A 19,344-nucleotide genomic window follows, 5' to 3' on the forward strand; every position below is an offset into this window, starting at 1 on the left:
GCGGCCCGAGGGCACCGCTCGGGGGCCCGCCATACGCCTCAAGGCGTTCGAGCACGACGGATGCGGCCGGCACCATCCCAATGGGCAGGCGGGTCAGGAGTGTGTGCCAGCTGGGCTCGGTTGCGATTAGAGCACGCAACTCCTTCACCGCACCGTCGGGATCGCCGGCCTGCGCCACCCCCATCGCGGCCCAGAACCGCAGCTCGCTGTTCGACGGCGCCATCGCGCTTGCGCGCCGGTAGAGCGCAGCCGCCTGGTCGTAGAGTCCGTTCGCACCCGCTTCATCAGCCTGCTCGGCAACCGCGTAGGCTTCGTGCAGCCCGACCAGACGACGAAGCTCCCGCAGCGGCTCGGCGTGGTCCTCGACGCGCAGCGACAGCGACGTCTCCCACGCCTCCCCGACGGCAGGCACAATCAGCATCGCGGCGGACTGACGCCCGCGGACATCGCCTCCGGCGAGCTCCCCCGCTTCGAGCGCGGCCAGCATCCGAACAGCCAGCGGGGCGTCGGCTTGAGCGTCGAACGCCTCGAGCATCGCATCCCAAACGCTTTCGCCGGCGACTAGGTTCGCCTGGCAGGACACCCCGTCGCCATGGACGAAGCCTGCGTTCGGGATGCAGTCGGCACCTGTGTGGGTGGCGAGACCCCCGCGCGCGTCAACGATTGCGACCTGCCGACCGTCGGCGCCGCTGTCTGCCGCGACGAGCTGAGCAAGCGCCTCCTCCGCAGTTGCGCCGCGCTCAAGTAGCTCGAGGCCGCAGGGGCCGTAGCTCGGGTCAACCGCCCCTTGGCTCGCCACGGCGCCGACGCCGGCTCTCGCCCACGGCACGAGCCCGCCGACGGAGAACCAGTGCGACTGGACGGCGACGCCGAGCTCGCCGGTACCTGCGTTCCGTGCCACGACGGAGTACGTTCCCTGCCGAGCAGGATTGCTCGTGATCCTTCTCACGCTAATAGTCCCCTTGCCGGCCTTGTGTCTTGATCGGACTCAATCGATTATCGCACTTTCCTCCTAACCAGGACAGGACCCAACGCCATCCGGCTGCCTGCCAGCCAGTCACCCTCGGCCTCGGACTCGACTGAACAAGAACCCATGGGCCGGGTGCACTCCTCTTCCATGGGGAACAAGGTCCGGCCAGGATTAACGCCGGGAAATGGCATCCGCAGTCGTTGGTCGCCTACGCATTGCCAGGCTAGAGCCGCTGATCTGACCTTCATCCTCATTCTCAAGGAGCAAGAGATACAGCATTCCTAGCCATTTGCCATTGCCCGCAATGCCATTTGTCAGCCCTCATCTGGCTAACCTCCGGCAAACGAACGCAATGTCACTCGATGGCTACCGATGCTACTCGACGCGACTCGCCTCGGGTTTCGTACGCTCGTGGCCGTTCCCAATGGCACTCCACGGCGCGCAGTGGCAGAGTAGTCGATGCCTTTGCGCGGCGGAGGTCAGAGGTTCGACTCCCCTGCTAGTATCAGCGAGCTCCGATAGCATCCCGGCAGCAGGCCGGGGCATTTGCAGGCCGATCCGGGCCCTAGGCCGAGCCCAAGACCTCTGACGGCCCGAGACCCGTGATCGTCAACCGACACCCGCTGCCCTCATCAGTGCCATGATTCTCAATCATGGTGTTCGCACAAGCTCCCAGCGGTTTGCGCAGGGGTACCGGCGGGGAGATGCGGCCATAGCTAGAACTGACCTGCACCCCTGAAATCGGTCCACACTGAGGTTATGATTCTCGGACCGATATCGGATAGGCCAGTGGTCCCCACACAGAGGGGGATGAACCGCATAGGATCGAGAGCGTAGGAGGTCACCCGATTGTGTCTGGCCGGAGAAAGTCCGCCGTGTGCGGGCGGTCTTCTCGGTGCACCGACCCGATGCGGACCAGCCGCGCACCACAGTGGTCGCCGTCTCCCCCATCTTCCGTGCTTTCGGTGCGCCTGGTCTCGTTGCTGGAGGTGTTGACCAGAGCGATGGTGTTCCCACGTTCACACGCACGAAGGGAGCGCCATGCAGGGTCACATCCGCAAGCGCAGCCGAGGCTCGTGGGAGTACATCATCGACATCGGCCCCCACCCCGCCCAGCGCTGCTCGAGCTGTCGCCGGCGCTTCTGGGTCGAGCGCCGCCCCAAGGCCGAGTGTCCCCGCTGCGGCGGCCGCCTAGCAGAGACCGAGGAGCGTCGTCGCCAGACCAAGGCCGGCTTTGCCAGCCGCAAGGAAGCCCAGGTGGCGATGAACAAGACCCTGGTCGCCGTCGAGGAGCACAGCTACGTTGCTCCCACGCACTTGAGCCTGCGCGAGTACCTGACCCGCGAGTGGCTGCCGGCGATCGAGGCGACGATCCGGCCGTCGACCTTTCGCAGCTACAAACAGCACGTCGAGTGTCACATCTGCCCGCACATCGGCTCCGTGCAGATGCAGAAGCTTTCCGGAGCTTCCATCAACGCCCTCTATGCGAAGCTCGCCGTCTCGGGCAAGCGTGACGGCAAGAGCGGTCTCTCGGCACTCTCCATCCGTCACACCCACGCCACCCTGCATCGCGCCCTCAAAGACGCCGTGCGCTGGGAGCGCGTCAGTCGCAACCCGGCCGACGCCGCCGACCCACCGCGGGTGAGCAGCGCCGGCGCACACGAGATGAAGACCTGGGATGCCAGGCAGCTGGCGGCCTTTCTGGGGGCGACGCGCTCCGACCGTCTGGGCGGTCTTTGGCATCTGTTGGCGATGACCGGCATGCGCCGCGGTGAAGCACTGGGGCTGCGTTGGGAGGACGTCGATCTGGAGGCGGGCAGGATCTCCGTGCGCCGTGCCCTGATCCCCAACGGCAAGGTCGTCGTCGTCTCCGAGCCCAAGACGGCGCGCGGTAGGCGGGCGATCGCGCTCGACCCCGAGACGGTGCTGGTATTGCGCGCCCAGGCCGCGCGTCAGCTCTCAGATCAGCAGCGCAAAGGCAGCACGTGGCGCGACACTGGCCTCGTGTTCACCAAGGAGGACGGCGAGGCCTGGCACCCCGAGGTCGCCAGTCGCTTCTTCCGTCAGGCGGTGAGACGCGTGGCGCTACCGACGATCCGCCTGCACGATCTGCGCCACACGCACGCGACGCTAGCGCTGCGGGCCGGGATACACCCCAAGGTCGTCAGCGAGAGGCTCGGGCATGCCACCATCTCGATCACGCTCGACACCTATTCGCACGCGATTCCGGCGATGCAGGAAGAGGCGGCGACACTGATTGCGGAGCTGGTGTTGACGGCCGCCCGGACTCCGGCCTAGAGAAATGGACTCGCCTGAACTGTCAATGTAGATGTTCATGGGCAAACGCCCATGTATTATCAGAATCCGCAGAGACGCGAGGTTGGAGGCGGGCAGTGCCACAGGAAGAGAGCGTCGGGACCGATAGCCGGTTTCTCGCGAGCCTCAAGACCTACGTCCCCGCTGCCCTTGCCCATCTGGACAGTCGACACCCTCCGGTGGACCCGGCGGCACTCGAGGAGAAGCCAGAGTGCATCATGTGGACTGCTCCCTCTGGCCAGCAGTGCTCTAGGGACCGCCGCAGGCTAGTTCTGGAAGATGAGCTCCACAACCTGGCCGAGTACGACGCGCTGCTTGCGGCCATCGAATCCGACCCTGCTGTCGCAGCCGTCGTCGGGAACTGGCTGGCAGCTGGCGGCATGGCAACCTACATCGACCAAAACGAGGTTGCCGACGATCCCGTGCGCCAAATGGCTGTGCGCCTTGGCTCATTCGCTTGCGATCAGAACGAGCTCGATGCCACCTGCAAGGCGCAGGAACGTCGTCTTCGTTCAAGTACGGTAGACCAGACTCTCGTGGCCATCCTCTTCGGGTTCGATGCAGAACGAGCGCCGCTGCAGCTACGGGGTGGGGTCGAAGTCGACGCGCTGAACGAAGACGAGCTTCGATTCTGCGAGTTCGAAGGCTTCAACGGACGTTGGACTGCTCCTCGATTCGGTGTGCGGTTTCGTCGAGCTCTCACGCGAGCGATTGGCGACGAGAACATCGTCCACGCGACAGGTGCAGAGGGACTCGCCTTTCAGACTGAGGGCCACAGCGCAATCCAGAGAGTGATCGAGGCGCTCCGGGTCTTCCAGGCTGGCGACTTCGCTTCTCCCGGCGTCTTCAGGTACTCATGGTTCCACGAGTTCCCCGTGTTCTCGATTGCTTTCGACCAGCGGAGCAGGTTCCTCGACGGCTACCATCTGGGAACAGCGCAAGGGAACTCATTCGCGGACTTCTTCCGTGAGTACATGTCGCTCCCGTCGAGGAATCCGATTGAGCTGGCGCTTCGACGCTTCGTCCTTGCTGGCGAGACTTCGCGCCCCGACGACCGCCTCGTCGATCTGGTAACGGCAGCGGAGTCTCTCTTCTTGGAAGGAGCACACGGCGAGCTGAAGTACCGACTCGCCATGAGATTCGCACAGTTCTGCGAAGACGCCGACTCCACCGGACCCCGACTGTACTTGTTCATGAAAGATGCCTACGACGCTCGAAGCGGACTCGTGCACGGCGTTGCAACCGCCGACACCCTACGCGTCCGGTCTCCGAAGGGCGATGTGATGGACTTCGACAGCTTCGTGCCACTGCTTGAGAGCCTTCTCCGCTCGTGCTTCGCAAAGGCCATCGGACTGGTCTCTGCAGGCACTTGGCCGCCCCAGTGGGAGACAGCCCTCTTGGAGCCCTGGGACAAGAACCGGTACTAGGACGGCGAGCGACGGAGGGCTGGGAGTAGCCCCATGTCGGCGCAAATGGTGACTTTCGGCGACAAACCCCAGATGGCCGGACAGCTAAGGTGCCGATTAGCAGGGGTTTTTACTGGAGGCGGCGACCGGAGTCGAACCGGTGGTGGAGGTTTTGCAGTCATGAGGGGGCGGAGGGCCGGATTATGTTGTCATATGTCGCCGGAAATGGGTTCTGAGAACGCCGGTCGAAAGTGGTGTTTTGCAGGTACTTCGCGTCGTTTCAACGGCTCATAGCCGGCGATTTCCGTTCACATACGCATCACCTAGCAGAACCGCCTGCCAGTAGCCTCGCCCAAGGCCACTCGCCGACGCACGCGCGTCGGCATCACGTCGGCGCGCAGAGCCTCAGCCGGAGGCGCCGCCAAGGCCGTCGCAGGCCTGAAGGACACAGAAACTCCCGCTCCATTGATGCCGCGAGCTCATGCTCGTGGATCAGCCCGCCAAGCATGTCTGTCCGTCGTACTGGCGCGGTCGAGCTGACCACGACGGGTTCTCTTTCGCTGGTCTCTGACGCGCGCAGGCCCGAGTCAACGACGGGGCCGGGTAGAGCAACGCGAATCCCACCGGCGAATCCCTTCTTGGGAGGGTCAGGAGACCTGAAGGAAATGCTTGCTCAGCGACGTTGTCGAGAGTTTCTGTGCCCTTCAGGGCATACAGCGCTACAGAGCGTGCGTGAGCTGGTCGGCGATTCACGGCCCGAGAACCATGACCTCAGGGTGGACCGATGTCAGGGGTTCAGGTCGCAGTCGGCTGACGAACGCTGCCGACCGTTGGCAGGCGCTGACGGTCTTCCGGTGCCCAAGCGGAACCCAAGTCCTAGCGCCCTAGTTTCCGTCAAGTAGCAGGAGTAGAGTCGGCTGGTCCAATGCTCTCTGGGGGGACCATGGCCGACCTAATCGCTACCTTCAACGCTTCGACGGGCTGGTCAGGAAAGACGATCACCTACGAGGACGGTCAGTTCATTCTTGAGGGGCAAGGTCCCGTCACGCCTGCAGACGTCCTTCGCTATGCCGACCAAGCTCAGCTTCAATGGGCACGCCCGGAGCTGGGGGATTGGGTGCGACAGGTGGCGGCGGGGCCGGCGACTCCAGCGGCGCACACGGCTGCTGCAGGTACCGCCACCGAGCAGGCTGGTGCCCACGGGGCGGACGCAGTATCCACTGAGACCGAAGCCCAGGCGCCCGCGGTGGCGCCACTCGTGCGCCCGCCGGCCCAGCAACCGCCGCCTTCGTCGGTCCCGGCCTCTGGCGCTGGGCCTTCGTTACAGCCTGTGCCAATGCAGGCGGACTCTCTGTGTCCGGTCTGCCGTCAGGCGAGCCTTCAGGCGACCACGGTCAAGGGGGGCCTGAGCGGGCGGCATCACCCTGCCCTGCTCTGCCCCGTCTGCGGCGCCACGCTCGTCCAAGACAAGGGCGATGCGTCCCGCTTCAAGCTCGACAAAACGCACTGGCCCTCTCTTCCCGCCTGGAAGATCTACGCGCACAAGATGCTCTCCGTCGGTGAGTGGCGGCGCATCGCCGGCGGCGGGGACTCCGACGAGGAGCAAGCAGACCTCGACCTACACGTGGCGCTTGACCGCTTGCGCCAGGGCCGCGTGCCCATCACTAGCGGCCAGGAGGTGCCTATCCTCTTAAAGGCCGGCGAGCGGGCCCTTTTCGTCTGTGACGGCATCACCCTGCGCGAACCCAGGAGCGTCACGACGGGCTACTACGGCGGACCCAGTCTGCATGTGGCCAAGGGCTTGACCCTCCGCACGGGCGCCTTTCGCACGCAAAGCCATGAAGAGCTTAAGGAGATCGATAGGGGCAAGCTCGTCCTGACCAGCAAACGGCTCGTCTTCGCCGGTGCGCGGCGCACCGTGGAGGCGGCCCTCCCCAAGCTGACCGCAGTGGAAGCCTACTCAGACGCCATCGCCATCCGCCGGACGGGTAAGGCGAAGACTGAGGTCTTCTTGGGCCTCGACCGCGGCGCCTACACCTTCACCGTCGAGGGGCGCACCCACAGCGAGCCCTTCTCGGGTCTGATCTTGAAGTACGCCATCGAGGGCCTGCTGGCGCAGGGTGGCTAGGAGAAGCAACGCGACGTGAGCGGTGGCGTCCGCTAGGGTTCTGGGGCACGAGGATTCGGGCGCGCGGGTGCGTCTGACACCTCTGAGGGTCGCCCGCCGTGATGCCGCACCGAGGGCTTCGACATGGTCGAGCAGCAAGGGCGCGCGCGCATTACCGCGCCATGGAGCAGCGTCTTGAGGACGTTCGACGCACCCTCGAAGAGCGTGGGGTGCAAATACTCGATCACGCCGCGCTCTTGTACTCGTGGATGAGCCCACCGAGAAGATCTCGCCGCTGATCTGTCTGGCACGCTGTCGACCGCTTCGACCGGCGCAGCACTTTCGCGAGCCAAGAGCTGCAGTCCTCGATGCGGTCGCTTCTGGTTGTAGTGCTCCACGTAGATCCGAAGGACGCGATCAAGGTGCCGGGGGCCAAGGACCAGCAGCCAGTCTAAGCAGTCTGTGCGAAGCGTAGCTACCCAGCGCTCGGCGAACGCGTTCGCGTTCGGTGCCCTGATCGGCGTGCAGACCACCCGAGTGCCTTCGGTTGCGAAAACATCATCGAAGGAGCGAGAGAACTTGGCGTCGCGGTCGCGGATGAGGAACTTGATCCTCGCGCCCTCATCAGAAAGGCTCATCGCAAGGTTTCGGGCCTGCTGGGCGACAAAGACCGAGTCCGGGTTGCTCGTTGCGGCGGTGACGTGCACGCGCCGAGTCCCGATCTCGATGAAGAACCCCACGTAGAGCGTCTTGAGAAGCGCCGTCTCGATCGTGAAGAAATCGCAGGCGATGATGCCTGAAGCCTGCGCCTCTAAAGAACTGGCGCCACGTCGGGCCGCGGCGGGGTGCGGGTCCGATCCCGTGACGGCGAAGCAGCATCGCGATGGCGGTAGCCGAGACGCGGATGCCGAGCTTCTGAAGCTCACCTTTGATCCTCATGTAGTCCCACCGCGGGTTCTCCTTGGCCATCAGAAGGATCAGTCGCCTGACCTCGGGATCGATCGCCGGGCGTCCCGGCCGCCGATGCGGGCGTGTCCACTTTCGCGCCACGAGTCCTTTGTGCCAGCGAAGCAGCGTCTCGGGACGAACGAGGAACGTGTTCCAGCGGTTTCTCGGCAGGATCCGGCTTGCTGCAGTCAGCAGCGCGCGGTCCCGGCGCGAATACACGGCGCGCTTTACTTGGCGGCGAAGGATCGCCACCTGGTGGCGAAGCACGAGATTCTCAAGCTGGACTTGCGCGTCGGCGCGATCCTTGGAGGAGAAGATGCCGAGCAGTCGACGAAGCACCATATAGAGGAGTGAGGAGGGCACGGTCGCGATTCTGTCACGCACGGCTGGTTAGGCGCTAGCAGTGCTCGCGATGATGGTCCGGAGGGACATGATCGAGTATTTGTACCCGACGGGATCCCTCATCGACGAGAGGCCGATACTGTCTCACTGCCGCACGTGAGGCTTGAGTCCGACTGGGCCAAGGCGAGCGCCTCACGACTGCGAAGCCGGCCGACTTCAAGGTGAGACTCTGCCCGGCGGAGATCGTCATGCAGGCGGACGCCAGTCGAGGCCAGAGAGCCAGTCACTATCGCAATCAGCCAGGCCATGGCGAAGCGCTGCGATTCAATGCAGACCACAGCGGAGGGGCAGAGTCGTTCGTCGGCATGGACACCCCTTTCGGCTCGGCCGGACACGCGTGAGTCTTGGCACTACCGCCAGCGCTGGAGCTGCAGCGCGCAATGAGGCCGCGACGGGGCCTCGCTGGCGAGTTCATTCCTCCGCGCTACCTCCGAACCGGTGACTGCGATCAGAGGCGAGTCACGCGCGTCGCAGCCCTGGAGTCCCCAAGCGTGCCGGGAAACGGAGCTGGAGGAAGACTGGAGCTGGAGTGCGCAACCAGTGTCGCGGCCCGTGTGCTATTCTTCGGCAACTCCACTGGGGAGCGGTCTGGCGATGTTGCTTACTGTTCGCGAGGTTGTTGACTACGAGGTGATGCGCTGGGCGGGTGCGCGCGTGGCCACCTATGCCGAGGGTCTCGATCGTGCCGTGAGGTGGGCACACAACTCGGAGATTCCCGACATCGCCTCGTTCCTGAAAGGCGGCGAGATCCTTCTCACGGCGGGCCTCGGCATCGGGCAGACGCCCGACGAGCAGTGTCGCTACGTGAACGCCTTGGCGGACGCAAGCGTCTCAGCCCTGATCCTCGAACTTGGTCGCGCCTTCAAGACACTGCCCGACGCCATGGCGTCAGAGGCCACGCGGCGCCACCTGCTCATCGTCACTTTGGATCGCGAGATCCGATTCATGGACGTTACCGAGCGCGTTCAGGCATCGATAGTAAGCCGCCAGTATGAGCAACTCCGCAGAGCCGAGCGAGTTGGTGAGCAGCTGAACACCCTGCTTCTGCGTGGGGAGACGCTCGAGCGAATCCTCGACCGACTGGCAGAGGCATTCGGGAATCCACTGGTTCTCGAGGACCCGGCTCACCAGATCGTCGCCCACGCCAGGCTATCCCGCGATCTCTCCGAGGTATTCGGGCTCGCTGGCTGGGAGAAGCACTCCCGTTCGGGTCATCGCGAAGGCGACCGCGCGACGGCGAACGTCACTTCAGAGCCGGGACTCCCCTCCTGTGTGTGGTCTCCCATCCTGCTTCACGGAGAGAGGGTCGGCCGCCTACACGTCCTCGAGCTGAACTCGCGCCTCGGGGAAATTGACTACCTCTCCGTGGACAGAGCGGCCGCAGGCATCGGCATAGCGCTTCTGTCGGGGAGGCACGCGCGACACCTGACCGACGAAGCTCATGGGGCACTGTTCGCGGACATCTTCGAGAGTAGAATCGTATCCACTGAGGAGATTCTGGCCCGCGCGCGCGCTCTGGGCGCGGATCTCACGGGCGGGTCGCTTGTGGTTATGGTCGCGGAGATGGCAACATGCTCGCCGTCGGAAGAGGTGCCATCCCGCGTCTCGCCGCGCTGGCTCTTGGAGCAGCTGCGACGCGCAGCGAGCACGATGCAGTGCACGTGCCTCGCCACTCTCCAGGGGCAGCAAGTTCTGGCGATAGTGGGTCTGCACAGCTTGGAGCGCCCCGTGAGAACCCTGATTGATGAGATAGGGGGTCATCTCATCAGCGCCGTGGCCCAGAAGGCGCCGTCTGTACGCGTCCTCGTCGGCGCAAGTGAGGTGAGCGACGTGTCAATCAACCGGGCACTTGCGCAAGCCAACGAGGCGCTCGGCCACAGGCGCTTAACGAGGACTGAGGGCGTCAGTCATTTCCAAGACATCGGCTACCATCACCTCCTTTTCAGTCTCAGAGACGGCCCGGAGCTTGCACGCTACGTGGAGTCAGAGCTCGGCCCGCTTCTTCAGCACGATGCCTCGACTCGCAGCAGACTCCTGCCAACGCTGCGTGCGTACCTCGAGTGCGGAGGCTCCAAATCCGCGGCCTCGGCAAAGCTCTACCTGCAGCGCCGATCGCTCTACGATCGCCTCAAGCGCATCGAAAGTATCCTGGGCTGCGATCTGGACGACGTGGAGACCCGCGTGCGACTGCATGTGGCACTTCGCAGCCTCGCGATCGTCCAGGGGGCGTCTGCCGCGCAGCACTAGGCCGCGCAGGCCCCCGGAGCGGCTGCTCCCGCGGGCCACGCATGGACTGGCGGCCGCAAGTCAATCGAGACGCCTGGCGGTGTCGAGAGTGCGACCCCTTCGGCCGCCCGGCTTCGTCTACTTCACACAACATGGGCGGTCAGCCTCGCATGCCTCTCCCACGCTGATTAGTGACGCTTGCCGCGATCGAACCTAGCATTGAGAAAAACGAAAGAGGCCGCAATGTACTACGAACTCATGAAGGAAAGCCAACTCGTCAAAGAACAAGACATTCGCCAGTTACAGCAGACGGTCACCACGATCCTCAGCCGGGTGCAACACGAGGGCGACGCGGCCCTGCGGCACTTCGAGAAGGAGTTCGACGACTACGAGCCTGAGACGTTTTTCGTCAGCCGCGAAGAGGCGGCAGCCGCGCAAGACCTTCTCCCCGGGGCCGTGGTCAAGGAGCTCGATTTCGCCATCGAGCGAGTGACTGCCTTCGCCGAGGCCCAGCGGTCGAGCCTCTCCGAGTTCGAGAGAGAAATGCTGCCCGGGGTGATCATGGGTCAGCGCGTCGTCCCGGTCCAGTCTTGTGGCTGCTACGTCCCGGCCGGCAGATACCCGTGCCTCACCTCCGCCGTCATGTCGGTGATCCCCGCCAAGGTCGCCGGCGTGGAACGGATCGTGGTGTGCTCTCCGCCCGGCAGAGAGAATCGCATCAACCCGGGGATCCTCTACACCCTCTACAAGATGGAGGTTCCCGAGATACTCTGTGTCGGCGGCGCCCAAGCCATCGGCGCGCTCGCGTTCGGCACCCAGACGCTCCAGCCCGTCGACCTGATCGTCGGGCCTGGAAACCAGTACGTCGCCGAGGCCAAGCGACAAGTGTTCGGCCAGGTCGGCATTGACTTCATCGCGGGGCCGAGTGAGTGTCTTGTGATAGCGGACGACACGGCCAAGGCCGAGCTCGTGGCCGCAGATCTCTTGGCTCAAGCCGAGCATGATCCGAATGCGCGCTGCGCACTCGTCACTACGTCGCGGGCGATCGCTGAATCCGCCCTCGATGAAGTCGAGCGACAGCTGCGCGACCGCACTACCGAGGTAGTCGCACGAGCGTCATGGGAAACGAATGGCGAGGTCGCGCTTGTCGAGACCATCGAGGATGCAGTCCGGTTCGCCAACGAGTGGGCGCCGGAGCACCTCGAGGTCCACACTATGGAGCCAACCGTCCTCCTGCCCTTGCTCCACAACTATGGCTCGCTTTTCCTGGGTGAGCAGACCGCAGAGGTCTATGCCGACAAGGTGGCCGGTACGAACCACATCCTTCCGACGGGGGGCACAGCCCGCTACACGGGTGGACTCTGGGTCGGCAACTACCTGAAGGTGATCACGCACCAGATGGTGGAGACGGGGGCCTCCTTGATGCTTGCCAAGTTGGCAGAGACCCAAGCTGCCTACGAGGGCATGGATGCCCATCGCTTCGCGGCGACGATCCGCTTGGAGCTTCTGGCGGCCAGCTGACCCATAGCCTGCGTTGCCGCGTTTGCGGATGTGGCCGCGCATGGTGGATCTCCCTCGTCCCTGGGAGGGACACCGCTGCTCTTCTGGCGACGGGTAGCGAGGCGACGCGGCGCACCGAAAGCACGGAAGTGTGGGCGGAGAGCGACCACCCTGGTGCGGTCCAAGGGGTCTTCGCCTCGGATTCTGCGGCGAGCAGTGGCAGCGTCCGCCGGCGAGGTCTGCAGATCCTCTATCCCGCCCGCCTTTCTCACGGACGGGACTCAAATTGGGCGGCCAGGTCAAGCGCTTCAACACATCTTGGTCGTTGACCGCAGCCTACCTGCTCCCCATATTAAGAGAGATAGCTCTGAGCCACAGGGGGGCACAACGAAAGAGGAGGAGTCATGCGCAGGTCGTGGTCGGTCGTCGTGCTGGCGCTTGCCGTCGTCGCGGTGACCGCGACGGGCTGCGGCAGCAAGAGCACCGGCAAGGCCGGGCAGTCCACGGGCACGCCGAAGAAGGGCGGCACGATCACGCTCTCGTACTACTCGGAGCCCTCGAGCCTGGACCCGGCGATCGCCTGGAACCTGATCGACTGGAGCGTCGAGCACTGCATCTTCCAGAGCTTCCTGAAGTATAACCCGAAGCCGGGAGTGGAGGGCACCAAGCTCATCCCCTGCCTCGCCACCGAGGTGCCGAGCACGCAGAACGGCGGCATCAGCGCCGACGGCCTGACCTACACCTTCCACCTGAAGCACGGCATCAAGTTCCAGCCGCCGGTGAGCCGCGAAGTCACGGCTCAGGACTTCAAGTACACGATCGAGCGGGTGCTCGACCCCAAGACGACACCGGTACCGCCGGGCCAGTCGTTCTACCTGAACATCACCGGCGCCAAGGCCTTCAACTCGGGCAAGGCCACAGAGGTGACCGGCATCACGACGCCCGACACGTACACCGTGAAGATCCAGCTCGACAGTCCCGACCTCTCCTTCCTCAACGCGGTCACGATGGAGTTCTGCGACGTGATCCCCAAAGAGTGGGTCGACAAGTGGGGCAGGAACATCGGCCATCACCCGCTGGGCACCGGGTCGTACATGTTCGTGAGCTGGTCGCCGGGCCAGGAGATCGTGCTCAAGCGCAACCCCAACTACTGGGATCCGGATCATGTGTGGGCGGATGAGATCGACTACATGATGTCGTTCAACCCGTCAACGGCGCTGCTCAAGTTGCAGCGCGGCGAGGTCGACGTGCTCGGCGACAACGTGCCGCCGTCGGACGTCGTCCGCATCAAGAACGACCCGAGCTGGAGCAAGTACCTCTTCTCGCAACCGCTGCTCGCCACCAACTATCTGTACATGGACGTGCTTTTGAAGCCGTTCGACAACGTCAAGGTGCGCCAGGCGGTCTCGTGGGCGATCAACCGCGACAAGCTCGTCAAGCTCCAGGCCGGGCAGGCGGTCGCCCTCTACCAGATCTATCCACCGGGCATGCCCGGCTACCAGGAGGGCGTCAAGTACTACGGCTACGACCCCACCAAGGCGAAGCAGTTGCTCACCGAGGCCGGCTTTCCCAACGGGTTCAAAACGCAGCTCTACACCGACAACGTCGATCCCGACCCGAAGCTGATGCAGTCGGTGCAGAACGATCTGGCGGCGATCGGCATTCAGGCAGACCTGCGGACGATGAGCAACAACGCCTACTACACGTTCGGGAGCGAGCCCGGCAAGTCGACGATGGGCAGCACCGGCTGGTGGGTGGACTACCCCGACCCGTCCGACTGGATCGGGCCGCAGTTCAGCAAGGCGAGCGCCGTGCCGGGCGGCATGAACTGGAGCTTCTGGTGGACCCCGGAGCTCGAGAAGATGTACACCGAGGCGCAGGCGATGACCGACCCGCAGGCGCGCATCGCCAAGTACACCGACATGCAGAAGTACATCGTCGAGCAGGCGCCGTACGCGACGCTGTACTCTTACATTGAGACGACGATGTGCTCGAAGACCCTGGGCGGTTTCTACCTGCACCTGATCTACCAGTTCGACCCGGCAAACTACTGGCAACAATAGCCTCGCTCGGTCGAGGCCGCGGAAGGGGCTGGGGTTCAAGACACCGGTGGGTGCAGTGCGATCGGGCAATCCGCGTTGCAGTTCAAACTTGACTGATCATCCCCTCAACTCAGGTCGCGATCAGCTCGGAGTACGTTGTCGGTGGCGTGTACAGCAGGCAGCGGTTCAGGATGCGGCGGAAGAGGTCGAGCCGTACCTCACGGCGGTTGAGCCGGTAACAGAACTCGTCGAGGTAGGACTGCAGGTGGGCGGCGCTGACGCCATGGAAGACGTCGAGCTGCCAGCGCTTGAAGTTGGCGATCACGATGTGCGCCCAGGGCAGCAGCTCGCTGGCGGCCTGCGGCGTGGCCTGTACGTGCGGCTCGTGCAGGTAACCGGCGTTGGGCAGCGCCCGGTAGGCTCTCCAGCCGTCGGTCTTGACGGTGCTGCCGAGCTGGATCGTCGCGCCGGCGGCGTTGGTCAGGGTCTTGGCGCTGGCGTTCTCGATCACGTGCAGGTGTGCGCGGCCGAGGCCTGTGAGGTGCACAAACTCGATCACGCCGCCAACTCGTACTCGTGGATCAGCCCGCCGAGGAGATCACGGCGCCGAACCATTGTCGCGGGCGGCGTGCCGAGGGGCCGCCTTCCGTCTGGGCAGTCGAGTCCGATCCCGCGGTGCGGACGCGCGGCGTTGTAGTGCGTTACGTAAGTCCGCAGCACCACTTCGAGGTGTCGGCGCCCGAGGATCAGCAGATGGTCCAAGCACTCCCGTCGCAGCGTTTCCACCCAGCGCTCGGCGAAGGCGTTCGCCTTGGAGGCCCGAATCGGAGTCTCGATCACCCGCACACCCTCCGTGTGGAACACCTCATCGAAGGGGCCGCAGAATTTCTGCGTCCCGGTCGTGGAGGAGAAACCGCATGTCGGCAAGCCGCCCGTCGATGGCGCGGTTGCGGGCCTGCTCAGGTCATCCAAGCCGAGTTCGGGTTGAGCGTCACCCCCAGAAGATGAACCCTCCGCGTGGAAAGCTCGATGGCGAACAAGACATAGAAGGTCTTCAGGCGAAGCGTTTCCACGGTCAGGAAGTCGCAGGCTAGGATGCCACGAGCCTGGGCGCTCAGAAACTCCGCCCACGAGGGGCCGTTGCGACGCGGTGCTAAGTCCCAGGCCCGAGTGCCTTCAGGATGCTCGCCACCGTGGTGGCAGATACCGTGATGCCGAGCTTCAGAAGCTCGCCACGGAGGCGCTGGTAGCCCCAGCGAGGATTCTCCTTGGCCAGCCTTCAGATGAGTCGAACGGTCCCCTCCTGTGGCGCTGGCCTGCCTGGCTTGCGGCCCTGCCGGTAGGTCCACTTGCGGCGGACCAGCTCCCGGTGCCAGCGAAGCAGCGTCTCCGGAGAGACCAGAAACGTCTTCCAGCACGCTTTCGGCAGCATCCGACTCGCCGCGGCGAGCAGCACGCGATCACCTCGACGCAGCGCAGGACGAGGCCTTTGCCGGTTGAGCACCCGCAGCTGGTGGCGCAAGACCAAGAGCTCGACTTCCCTGGCGCGGTCATCGCCACTGTAAGGGGCCAGTGCCCGGAGCAGCTGGCGCAGGGCGAAGTAGATGAGCGAGAGCAGCATCGGGTGCCTCCTCGGAGGGCTTTGTAGACTCGGCGATGCTACCTGAGGCTCATGCTCAGCGAAGACATCGGGTTTTCTGCACCCGACAGGGTCAGGTCAGCAGCGCCCCAATACTTTCTTCAGAGAAGCAACGAAACTATGAGTACTTTTCTCTCGAGGCAATACGAACCTTGACTCCGGATACGGACGGTGCGAACATGCATGGTTATCGGTAACTAACCGGAAACTGCGGGCGATTGAGCGTCAACTCGGATGGAGGGTTCCTGAACGGTATGCGACCCCATTACCCACCGCGAGCTTCTGCGACATCAATTAGCCACAGTCGGAGAACTGCTGCCTCTTCTATTCGTCACGTACAATGTCGGCCTGGTAGGTGTGGTGGTGAACGCGGTTATCTTCGTGAAGCAAGGCCGGGGTCGTGATACCGGGACCACCGCCGATGTCCGTGCACTACGGGCTTCGCACCCAAGTGTTACTCCACGACACCCCAACGCACAAGCCGAGGTGCTGAACTGGTCAGCATCAGCGACGGCCTGACCTGCAGCAAGAGTAATTCAGCCGGCGTTCGTGAGGCGGCTCAACTGGCGGGCATCTCTGACGACCGCGCCTTGCGTGCGCTGAACGACAGTGCAGCTGTGCTGGACGGGCACTGGCGTCAAGGGGTTCGGCCCGTTTCAGAGGTCACTGGCGTGGCCGTGTTTACCGCTATCGGCATCTCGCCTCGATTCTTCCGACGGCACGCCTGATGACCAACGGCGCAATCGTGATTCGCAACGAGGCGACCAATCGTAGGTCGAGCGATCCAGAGCAGATGGTGCCCTACATGCACATATGGGCATCTTGCAGCGTTCGAGCCGCAACTGGCGGACGGAGCCCCGAATGTCGACCGTAGGACTACTCACCGTCTCCGACGGCCGCGCAGCCGTCCACCACGAAGTCGCCGCGTTCGCACGGAGTGTCGAGGATCGGGTCGCGGCGGCTCTTGAGCACGGGGGCCATGCCGTGGTGCGCGCCGAAGAGATCGTCTGGACCAACGAACTTGCAGTTTCCGAGGCCCGCAGGATCGCAGACGCCCGGCCTGCACTTACCGTAATCAACATCCCGGTGTGGGCCTTCCCGCACTTCACAATGCTCGCCTCGCGCGAGCTGCAGGGGCCGCTTCTACTCTTCTCCAACGCGGACCCTGAGTACCCAGGCATGGTCGGAATGCTGGCCGCCGCCGGAGCTCTTGACCAGATCGGTCGTAGGTGCGGACGGGCCTGGGGCGATATCGAAGACCCCGCCGTTTGGGCACGCGTCGAGACGTTCGTGCAAGCCGGCGCAGCGGTCACCGCCCTGCGTGGCATGACCTTCGGGCGCATCGGCGGCCGACCGATGGGGATGTACACAGCTGTTTCGAGTTCCGACGACTGGCTGAACCAGTTCGGCGTCGACGTCGAGGAAATCGACCAATGGGAGATCGTTCGGCGAGTAGACGAGGTAGACGATGCGCGCGTGGCAGCAGCCCGCGAGTGGCTTGAGCGGCATGCTGCTGCTGTCCACTACGACGGACAGCAGCTCACGCCCCGCATCCTGGAACGCCAGATTCGCTCGTACTACGTTATACGGACGCTCATCGACGAGTGGAATCTTGGTTTCTGCGGGATCAAGGCTCAGCCCGAGCTCACGGACCACTTCGCGTCTATGGACGTGGCTGAGGCCTTTCTCAACGACCCTTACGACTGGGAGGGCGAGAAGAAGCCGTTCATCTGCTCGACAGAGGCCGACATGGACGGAGCGCTGACTATGCGGATCCTGGCTAGCCTGTCCGGAACTCCAGCGCTCTTTGCGGACATGCGCCACTACCACAGTGACCTTGGCATCTGGGATCTCTGCAACTCGGGTCAGCACCCGACGTGGTTTGCGGCGCGGAGCGATGACCCCTTGGAGAACATGCGTCACGTCCACCTCTATCCCCAAATTTTCTACTTCCCTGCTGGCGGGGCAGCTGTCCACCATCTGGCAGCGCCCGGAGAGTTTACATTCGCTCGCCTCACGCGGCTCGCCGGCCGCTATCGGATGCATGTCCTGAAAGGCCAGATCGAGCAATTTGACGCGCAGACAAATGAGCGGCTGATGCGAGCCTCGACGTACGTCTGGCCGCACGCATTCGCGCGTTTTCAGGCGGAGCCGGAGGAGATTATCGGCCGCTACGGCTCCAACCACATTCACGCCGTTCCCGGCGACCACGTGGCAGCACTACGTGAGGTCTGCGGGCTCTTGGACGTCGACTGCGACTGCTTCGGGGTCACGCATTGACCGAGCTTCTCCTCGGCATCGACATCGGGACGGCCTCCAGCAAGGCTGTCTTGGCGACACCCGACGGCGAGATCGTAGCGCGTGCGATGCGCAAGCACACCGTTACTTTCCCACGTCCTGGCTGGGTCGAGCACGACGCCGAGAGAGTCTGGTGGGGAGACGTCCTCGCTCTTTGCGCCGAGCTCGTCCCTCAGGCCCGGGGAAGAATCGCCGCCCTCGGCGTCAGTGGAATCGGGCCATGCGTCGTACCCTGCAACGCGGCAGACGAGCCGCTTCGGCCCGCGATCCTGTACGGGGTCGACAGCCGAGCCGAGGAGGAGACTGCCGAGCTCACCGAGTTGCTTGGGGACAGCGAGATCTTCGCCCGGTGCGGCTCATCGCTCTCCAGCCAAGCTCTCGGCCCGAAGTTGCTCTGGCTGAAGAAGAACGAACCGGACGTGTGGCGAAGTATGCGTCGCTGGTACATGGCGAGCTCGTTCGTTGTGGCCCGTCTCACCGGGGAATGGATCCTCGACCATCATTCGGCAAGCCAGTGCGATCCTTTCTACGACCTGGCCAAGTGCGGCTGGGCTGAAGAATGGATCGAACTCGTGCTTCCCGAGGTCTCCCTTCCACGGCTCGCCTGGTCCGGCGAGGTCGTCGGCGCCGTCACGGGCTTGGGCGCGTCCGCCACGGGCATCCGCGAGGGAACGCCTGTCGTTGCGGGTACGATTGACGCTTGGGCGGAGGCGGTGAGTGTCGACGTCCGCCGGCCTGGTGAGCTGATGCTCATGTACGGCTCGACGATGTTCCTTGTCGCTGTCACTAAGCGGCGCAGCCGGGAAAGGGCAATTTGGACAACGCGTGGTATCGATCCGGGCTCCCTGACCCTTGCGGCCGGAATGGCAACCTCCGGTAGCCTGGCGGGTTGGTTTAGAGAACTCCTTGGGGGCGTAGGCTACGATGAACTCCTCGATGAGGCGCGCGCGACTCCTGCGGGCGCCGCCGGGCTCCTCGTCCTCCCTTACTTCGCTGGCGAGCGAACGCCGATCCTGGACTCAAGAGCACGCGGGGCGATTCTTGGGCTGACCCTGCATCACACGCGCGGGCACCTCTACCGAGCACTCATTGAGGGCATTGCGTACGGAGTTCGTCACAACCTGGAGGCAATGGGCGGGGTGAAGATCACTGATGCTCGGGCGGTGGGCGGCGGCACGCAAGGCCGCTTCTGGGTGCAGACAGTCTCCGACGTCTGCGGGCTCGAGCAAAGCATTCCGACAGAGACGATTGGAGCTAGCTATGGGGATGCCCGCCTCGCCGCCGAAGGCGTCGGGCTCGTCAGCGACGACGCTTTATGGGCGCGACCTGGCGTGATAATCCAGCCCGATCCCGCGGCCGCCGATGTGTACGCGGAGCTCTACGACCACTATCGCCAGCTCTACCCGGCGACTCGCGAGATCGCGCATGCGCTGGCGGACATCCAAGAGCATGTCCCCGGCGCAGCGTATACTGCCGAGCATTAATGCGTC

14 protein-coding genes are annotated in these 19,344 nt (G+C 64.1%); 9 read left to right on the forward strand and 5 right to left on the reverse strand.

Going from position 1 to position 19,344, the window contains the following annotated elements; translation table 11 throughout:
• The coding region (locus SMC1_RS09190; protein WP_119086478.1) for a DUF1028 domain-containing protein at positions 1 to 949 on the reverse strand (949 nt) is incomplete at its 3' end.
• 1,062 nt (positions 950 to 2,011) lie between these two features.
• Here SMC1_RS09190 and SMC1_RS09195 point away from each other — a divergent pair.
• The 3 genes from SMC1_RS09195 to SMC1_RS09205 all read left to right on the forward strand — a co-directional run bounded on the left by SMC1_RS09195 (position 2,012) and on the right by SMC1_RS09205 (position 6,820).
• On the forward strand, positions 2,012 to 3,268 hold the full coding sequence (locus tag SMC1_RS09195; protein WP_119086479.1) for a tyrosine-type recombinase/integrase: 1,257 nt from the start codon (positions 2,012 to 2,014) through the stop codon (positions 3,266 to 3,268).
• A gap of 95 nt (positions 3,269 to 3,363) precedes the next feature.
• Positions 3,364 to 4,713 (forward strand): HEPN domain-containing protein, encoded by a 1,350-nt coding sequence (locus SMC1_RS09200; RefSeq protein ID WP_119086480.1) that lies wholly within the window; start codon positions 3,364 to 3,366, stop codon positions 4,711 to 4,713.
• A gap of 904 nt (positions 4,714 to 5,617) precedes the next feature.
• Complete coding sequence (locus tag SMC1_RS09205) at positions 5,618 to 6,820, forward strand: hypothetical protein (protein ID WP_119086481.1); 1,203 nt, start codon at positions 5,618 to 5,620, stop codon at positions 6,818 to 6,820.
• 32 nt (positions 6,821 to 6,852) lie between these two features.
• Here the strand turns inward: SMC1_RS09205 and SMC1_RS09210 are convergent, their stop codons facing one another.
• Positions 6,853 to 7,725, reverse strand: a complete 873-nt coding sequence (locus tag SMC1_RS09210) for an integrase core domain-containing protein (protein ID WP_207799391.1) — start codon at positions 7,723 to 7,725, stop codon at positions 6,853 to 6,855.
• A gap of 133 nt (positions 7,726 to 7,858) precedes the next feature.
• Between SMC1_RS09210 and SMC1_RS10745 the strand changes: the two genes are divergently transcribed.
• The 4 genes from SMC1_RS10745 (at position 7,859) to SMC1_RS09225 (ending at position 13,938) form a co-directional block, all read left to right on the forward strand.
• Entirely contained in the window at positions 7,859 to 8,101 is a 243-nt protein-coding gene (locus tag SMC1_RS10745) for a hypothetical protein (protein ID WP_165849409.1), read from the forward strand.
• A gap of 642 nt (positions 8,102 to 8,743) precedes the next feature.
• Positions 8,744 to 10,396 (forward strand): PucR family transcriptional regulator, encoded by a 1,653-nt coding sequence (locus SMC1_RS09215; RefSeq protein ID WP_119086482.1) that lies wholly within the window; start codon positions 8,744 to 8,746, stop codon positions 10,394 to 10,396.
• Between the two features lie 222 nt (positions 10,397 to 10,618).
• The gene (hisD, locus tag SMC1_RS09220; RefSeq protein ID WP_207799392.1) at positions 10,619 to 11,896 is read left to right on the forward strand and encodes a histidinol dehydrogenase; all 1,278 of its coding nucleotides are present in this window, start codon (positions 10,619 to 10,621) and stop codon (positions 11,894 to 11,896) included.
• Positions 11,897 to 12,279: 383 nt separating this feature from the next.
• Positions 12,280 to 13,938, forward strand: coding sequence for an ABC transporter substrate-binding protein (locus tag SMC1_RS09225; RefSeq protein WP_119086483.1), 1,659 nt, complete (start codon positions 12,280 to 12,282; stop codon positions 13,936 to 13,938).
• A 109-nt stretch (positions 13,939 to 14,047) separates the two neighbouring features.
• Here the strand turns inward: SMC1_RS09225 and SMC1_RS09230 are convergent, their stop codons facing one another.
• The 3 genes from SMC1_RS09230 to SMC1_RS10925 form a co-directional block, all read right to left on the reverse strand.
• Positions 14,048 to 14,476, reverse strand: coding sequence for an IS1595 family transposase (locus SMC1_RS09230; RefSeq protein WP_119086484.1), 429 nt, complete (start codon positions 14,474 to 14,476; stop codon positions 14,048 to 14,050).
• The gene (locus SMC1_RS10920) at positions 14,473 to 14,757 is read right to left on the reverse strand and encodes an integrase core domain-containing protein (protein WP_207799393.1); all 285 of its coding nucleotides are present in this window, start codon (positions 14,755 to 14,757) and stop codon (positions 14,473 to 14,475) included. Before SMC1_RS10920 ends, SMC1_RS09230 begins: the two co-directional genes overlap by 4 nt.
• Before the next feature lie 439 nt (positions 14,758 to 15,196).
• The gene (locus tag SMC1_RS10925; protein WP_207799394.1) at positions 15,197 to 15,538 is read right to left on the reverse strand and encodes a hypothetical protein; all 342 of its coding nucleotides are present in this window, start codon (positions 15,536 to 15,538) and stop codon (positions 15,197 to 15,199) included.
• An 879-nt stretch (positions 15,539 to 16,417) separates the two neighbouring features.
• Between SMC1_RS10925 and SMC1_RS09240 the strand changes: the two genes are divergently transcribed.
• Both SMC1_RS09240 and SMC1_RS09245 read left to right on the forward strand, forming a co-directional pair.
• Positions 16,418 to 17,836: an L-fucose/L-arabinose isomerase family protein gene (locus SMC1_RS09240; protein ID WP_119086485.1), complete on the forward strand. Its 1,419-nt coding sequence runs from the start codon at positions 16,418 to 16,420 to the stop codon at positions 17,834 to 17,836.
• The gene (locus SMC1_RS09245) at positions 17,833 to 19,338 is read left to right on the forward strand and encodes an FGGY-family carbohydrate kinase (protein WP_119086486.1); all 1,506 of its coding nucleotides are present in this window, start codon (positions 17,833 to 17,835) and stop codon (positions 19,336 to 19,338) included. Before SMC1_RS09240 ends, SMC1_RS09245 begins: the two co-directional genes overlap by 4 nt.
• Positions 19,339 to 19,344 lie beyond the last annotated feature (6 nt).

The organism is Candidatus Cryosericum septentrionale (genome assembly GCF_003570995.1).
GTDB classification, from domain to species: domain Bacteria; phylum Caldisericota; class Caldisericia; order Cryosericales; family Cryosericaceae; genus Cryosericum; species Cryosericum septentrionale.

Coding starts and splice junctions, on each gene's coding strand:
- SMC1_RS09195 (WP_119086479.1), top strand. CDS start 2,012: ATGCAGGGTCACATCCGCAAGCGCAGCCGAGGCTCGTGGGAGTACATC.
- SMC1_RS09205 (WP_119086481.1), top strand. CDS start 5,618: ATGCTCTCTGGGGGGACCATGGCCGACCTAATCGCTACCTTCAACGCT.
- SMC1_RS09215 (WP_119086482.1), top strand. CDS start 8,744: ATGTTGCTTACTGTTCGCGAGGTTGTTGACTACGAGGTGATGCGCTGG.
- hisD (WP_207799392.1), top strand. CDS start 10,619: ATGTACTACGAACTCATGAAGGAAAGCCAACTCGTCAAAGAACAAGAC.
- SMC1_RS09225 (WP_119086483.1), top strand. CDS start 12,280: ATGCGCAGGTCGTGGTCGGTCGTCGTGCTGGCGCTTGCCGTCGTCGCG.
- SMC1_RS10925 (WP_207799394.1), bottom strand. CDS start 15,538: ATGCTGCTCTCGCTCATCTACTTCGCCCTGCGCCAGCTGCTCCGGGCA.
- SMC1_RS09240 (WP_119086485.1), top strand. CDS start 16,418: ATGTCGACCGTAGGACTACTCACCGTCTCCGACGGCCGCGCAGCCGTC.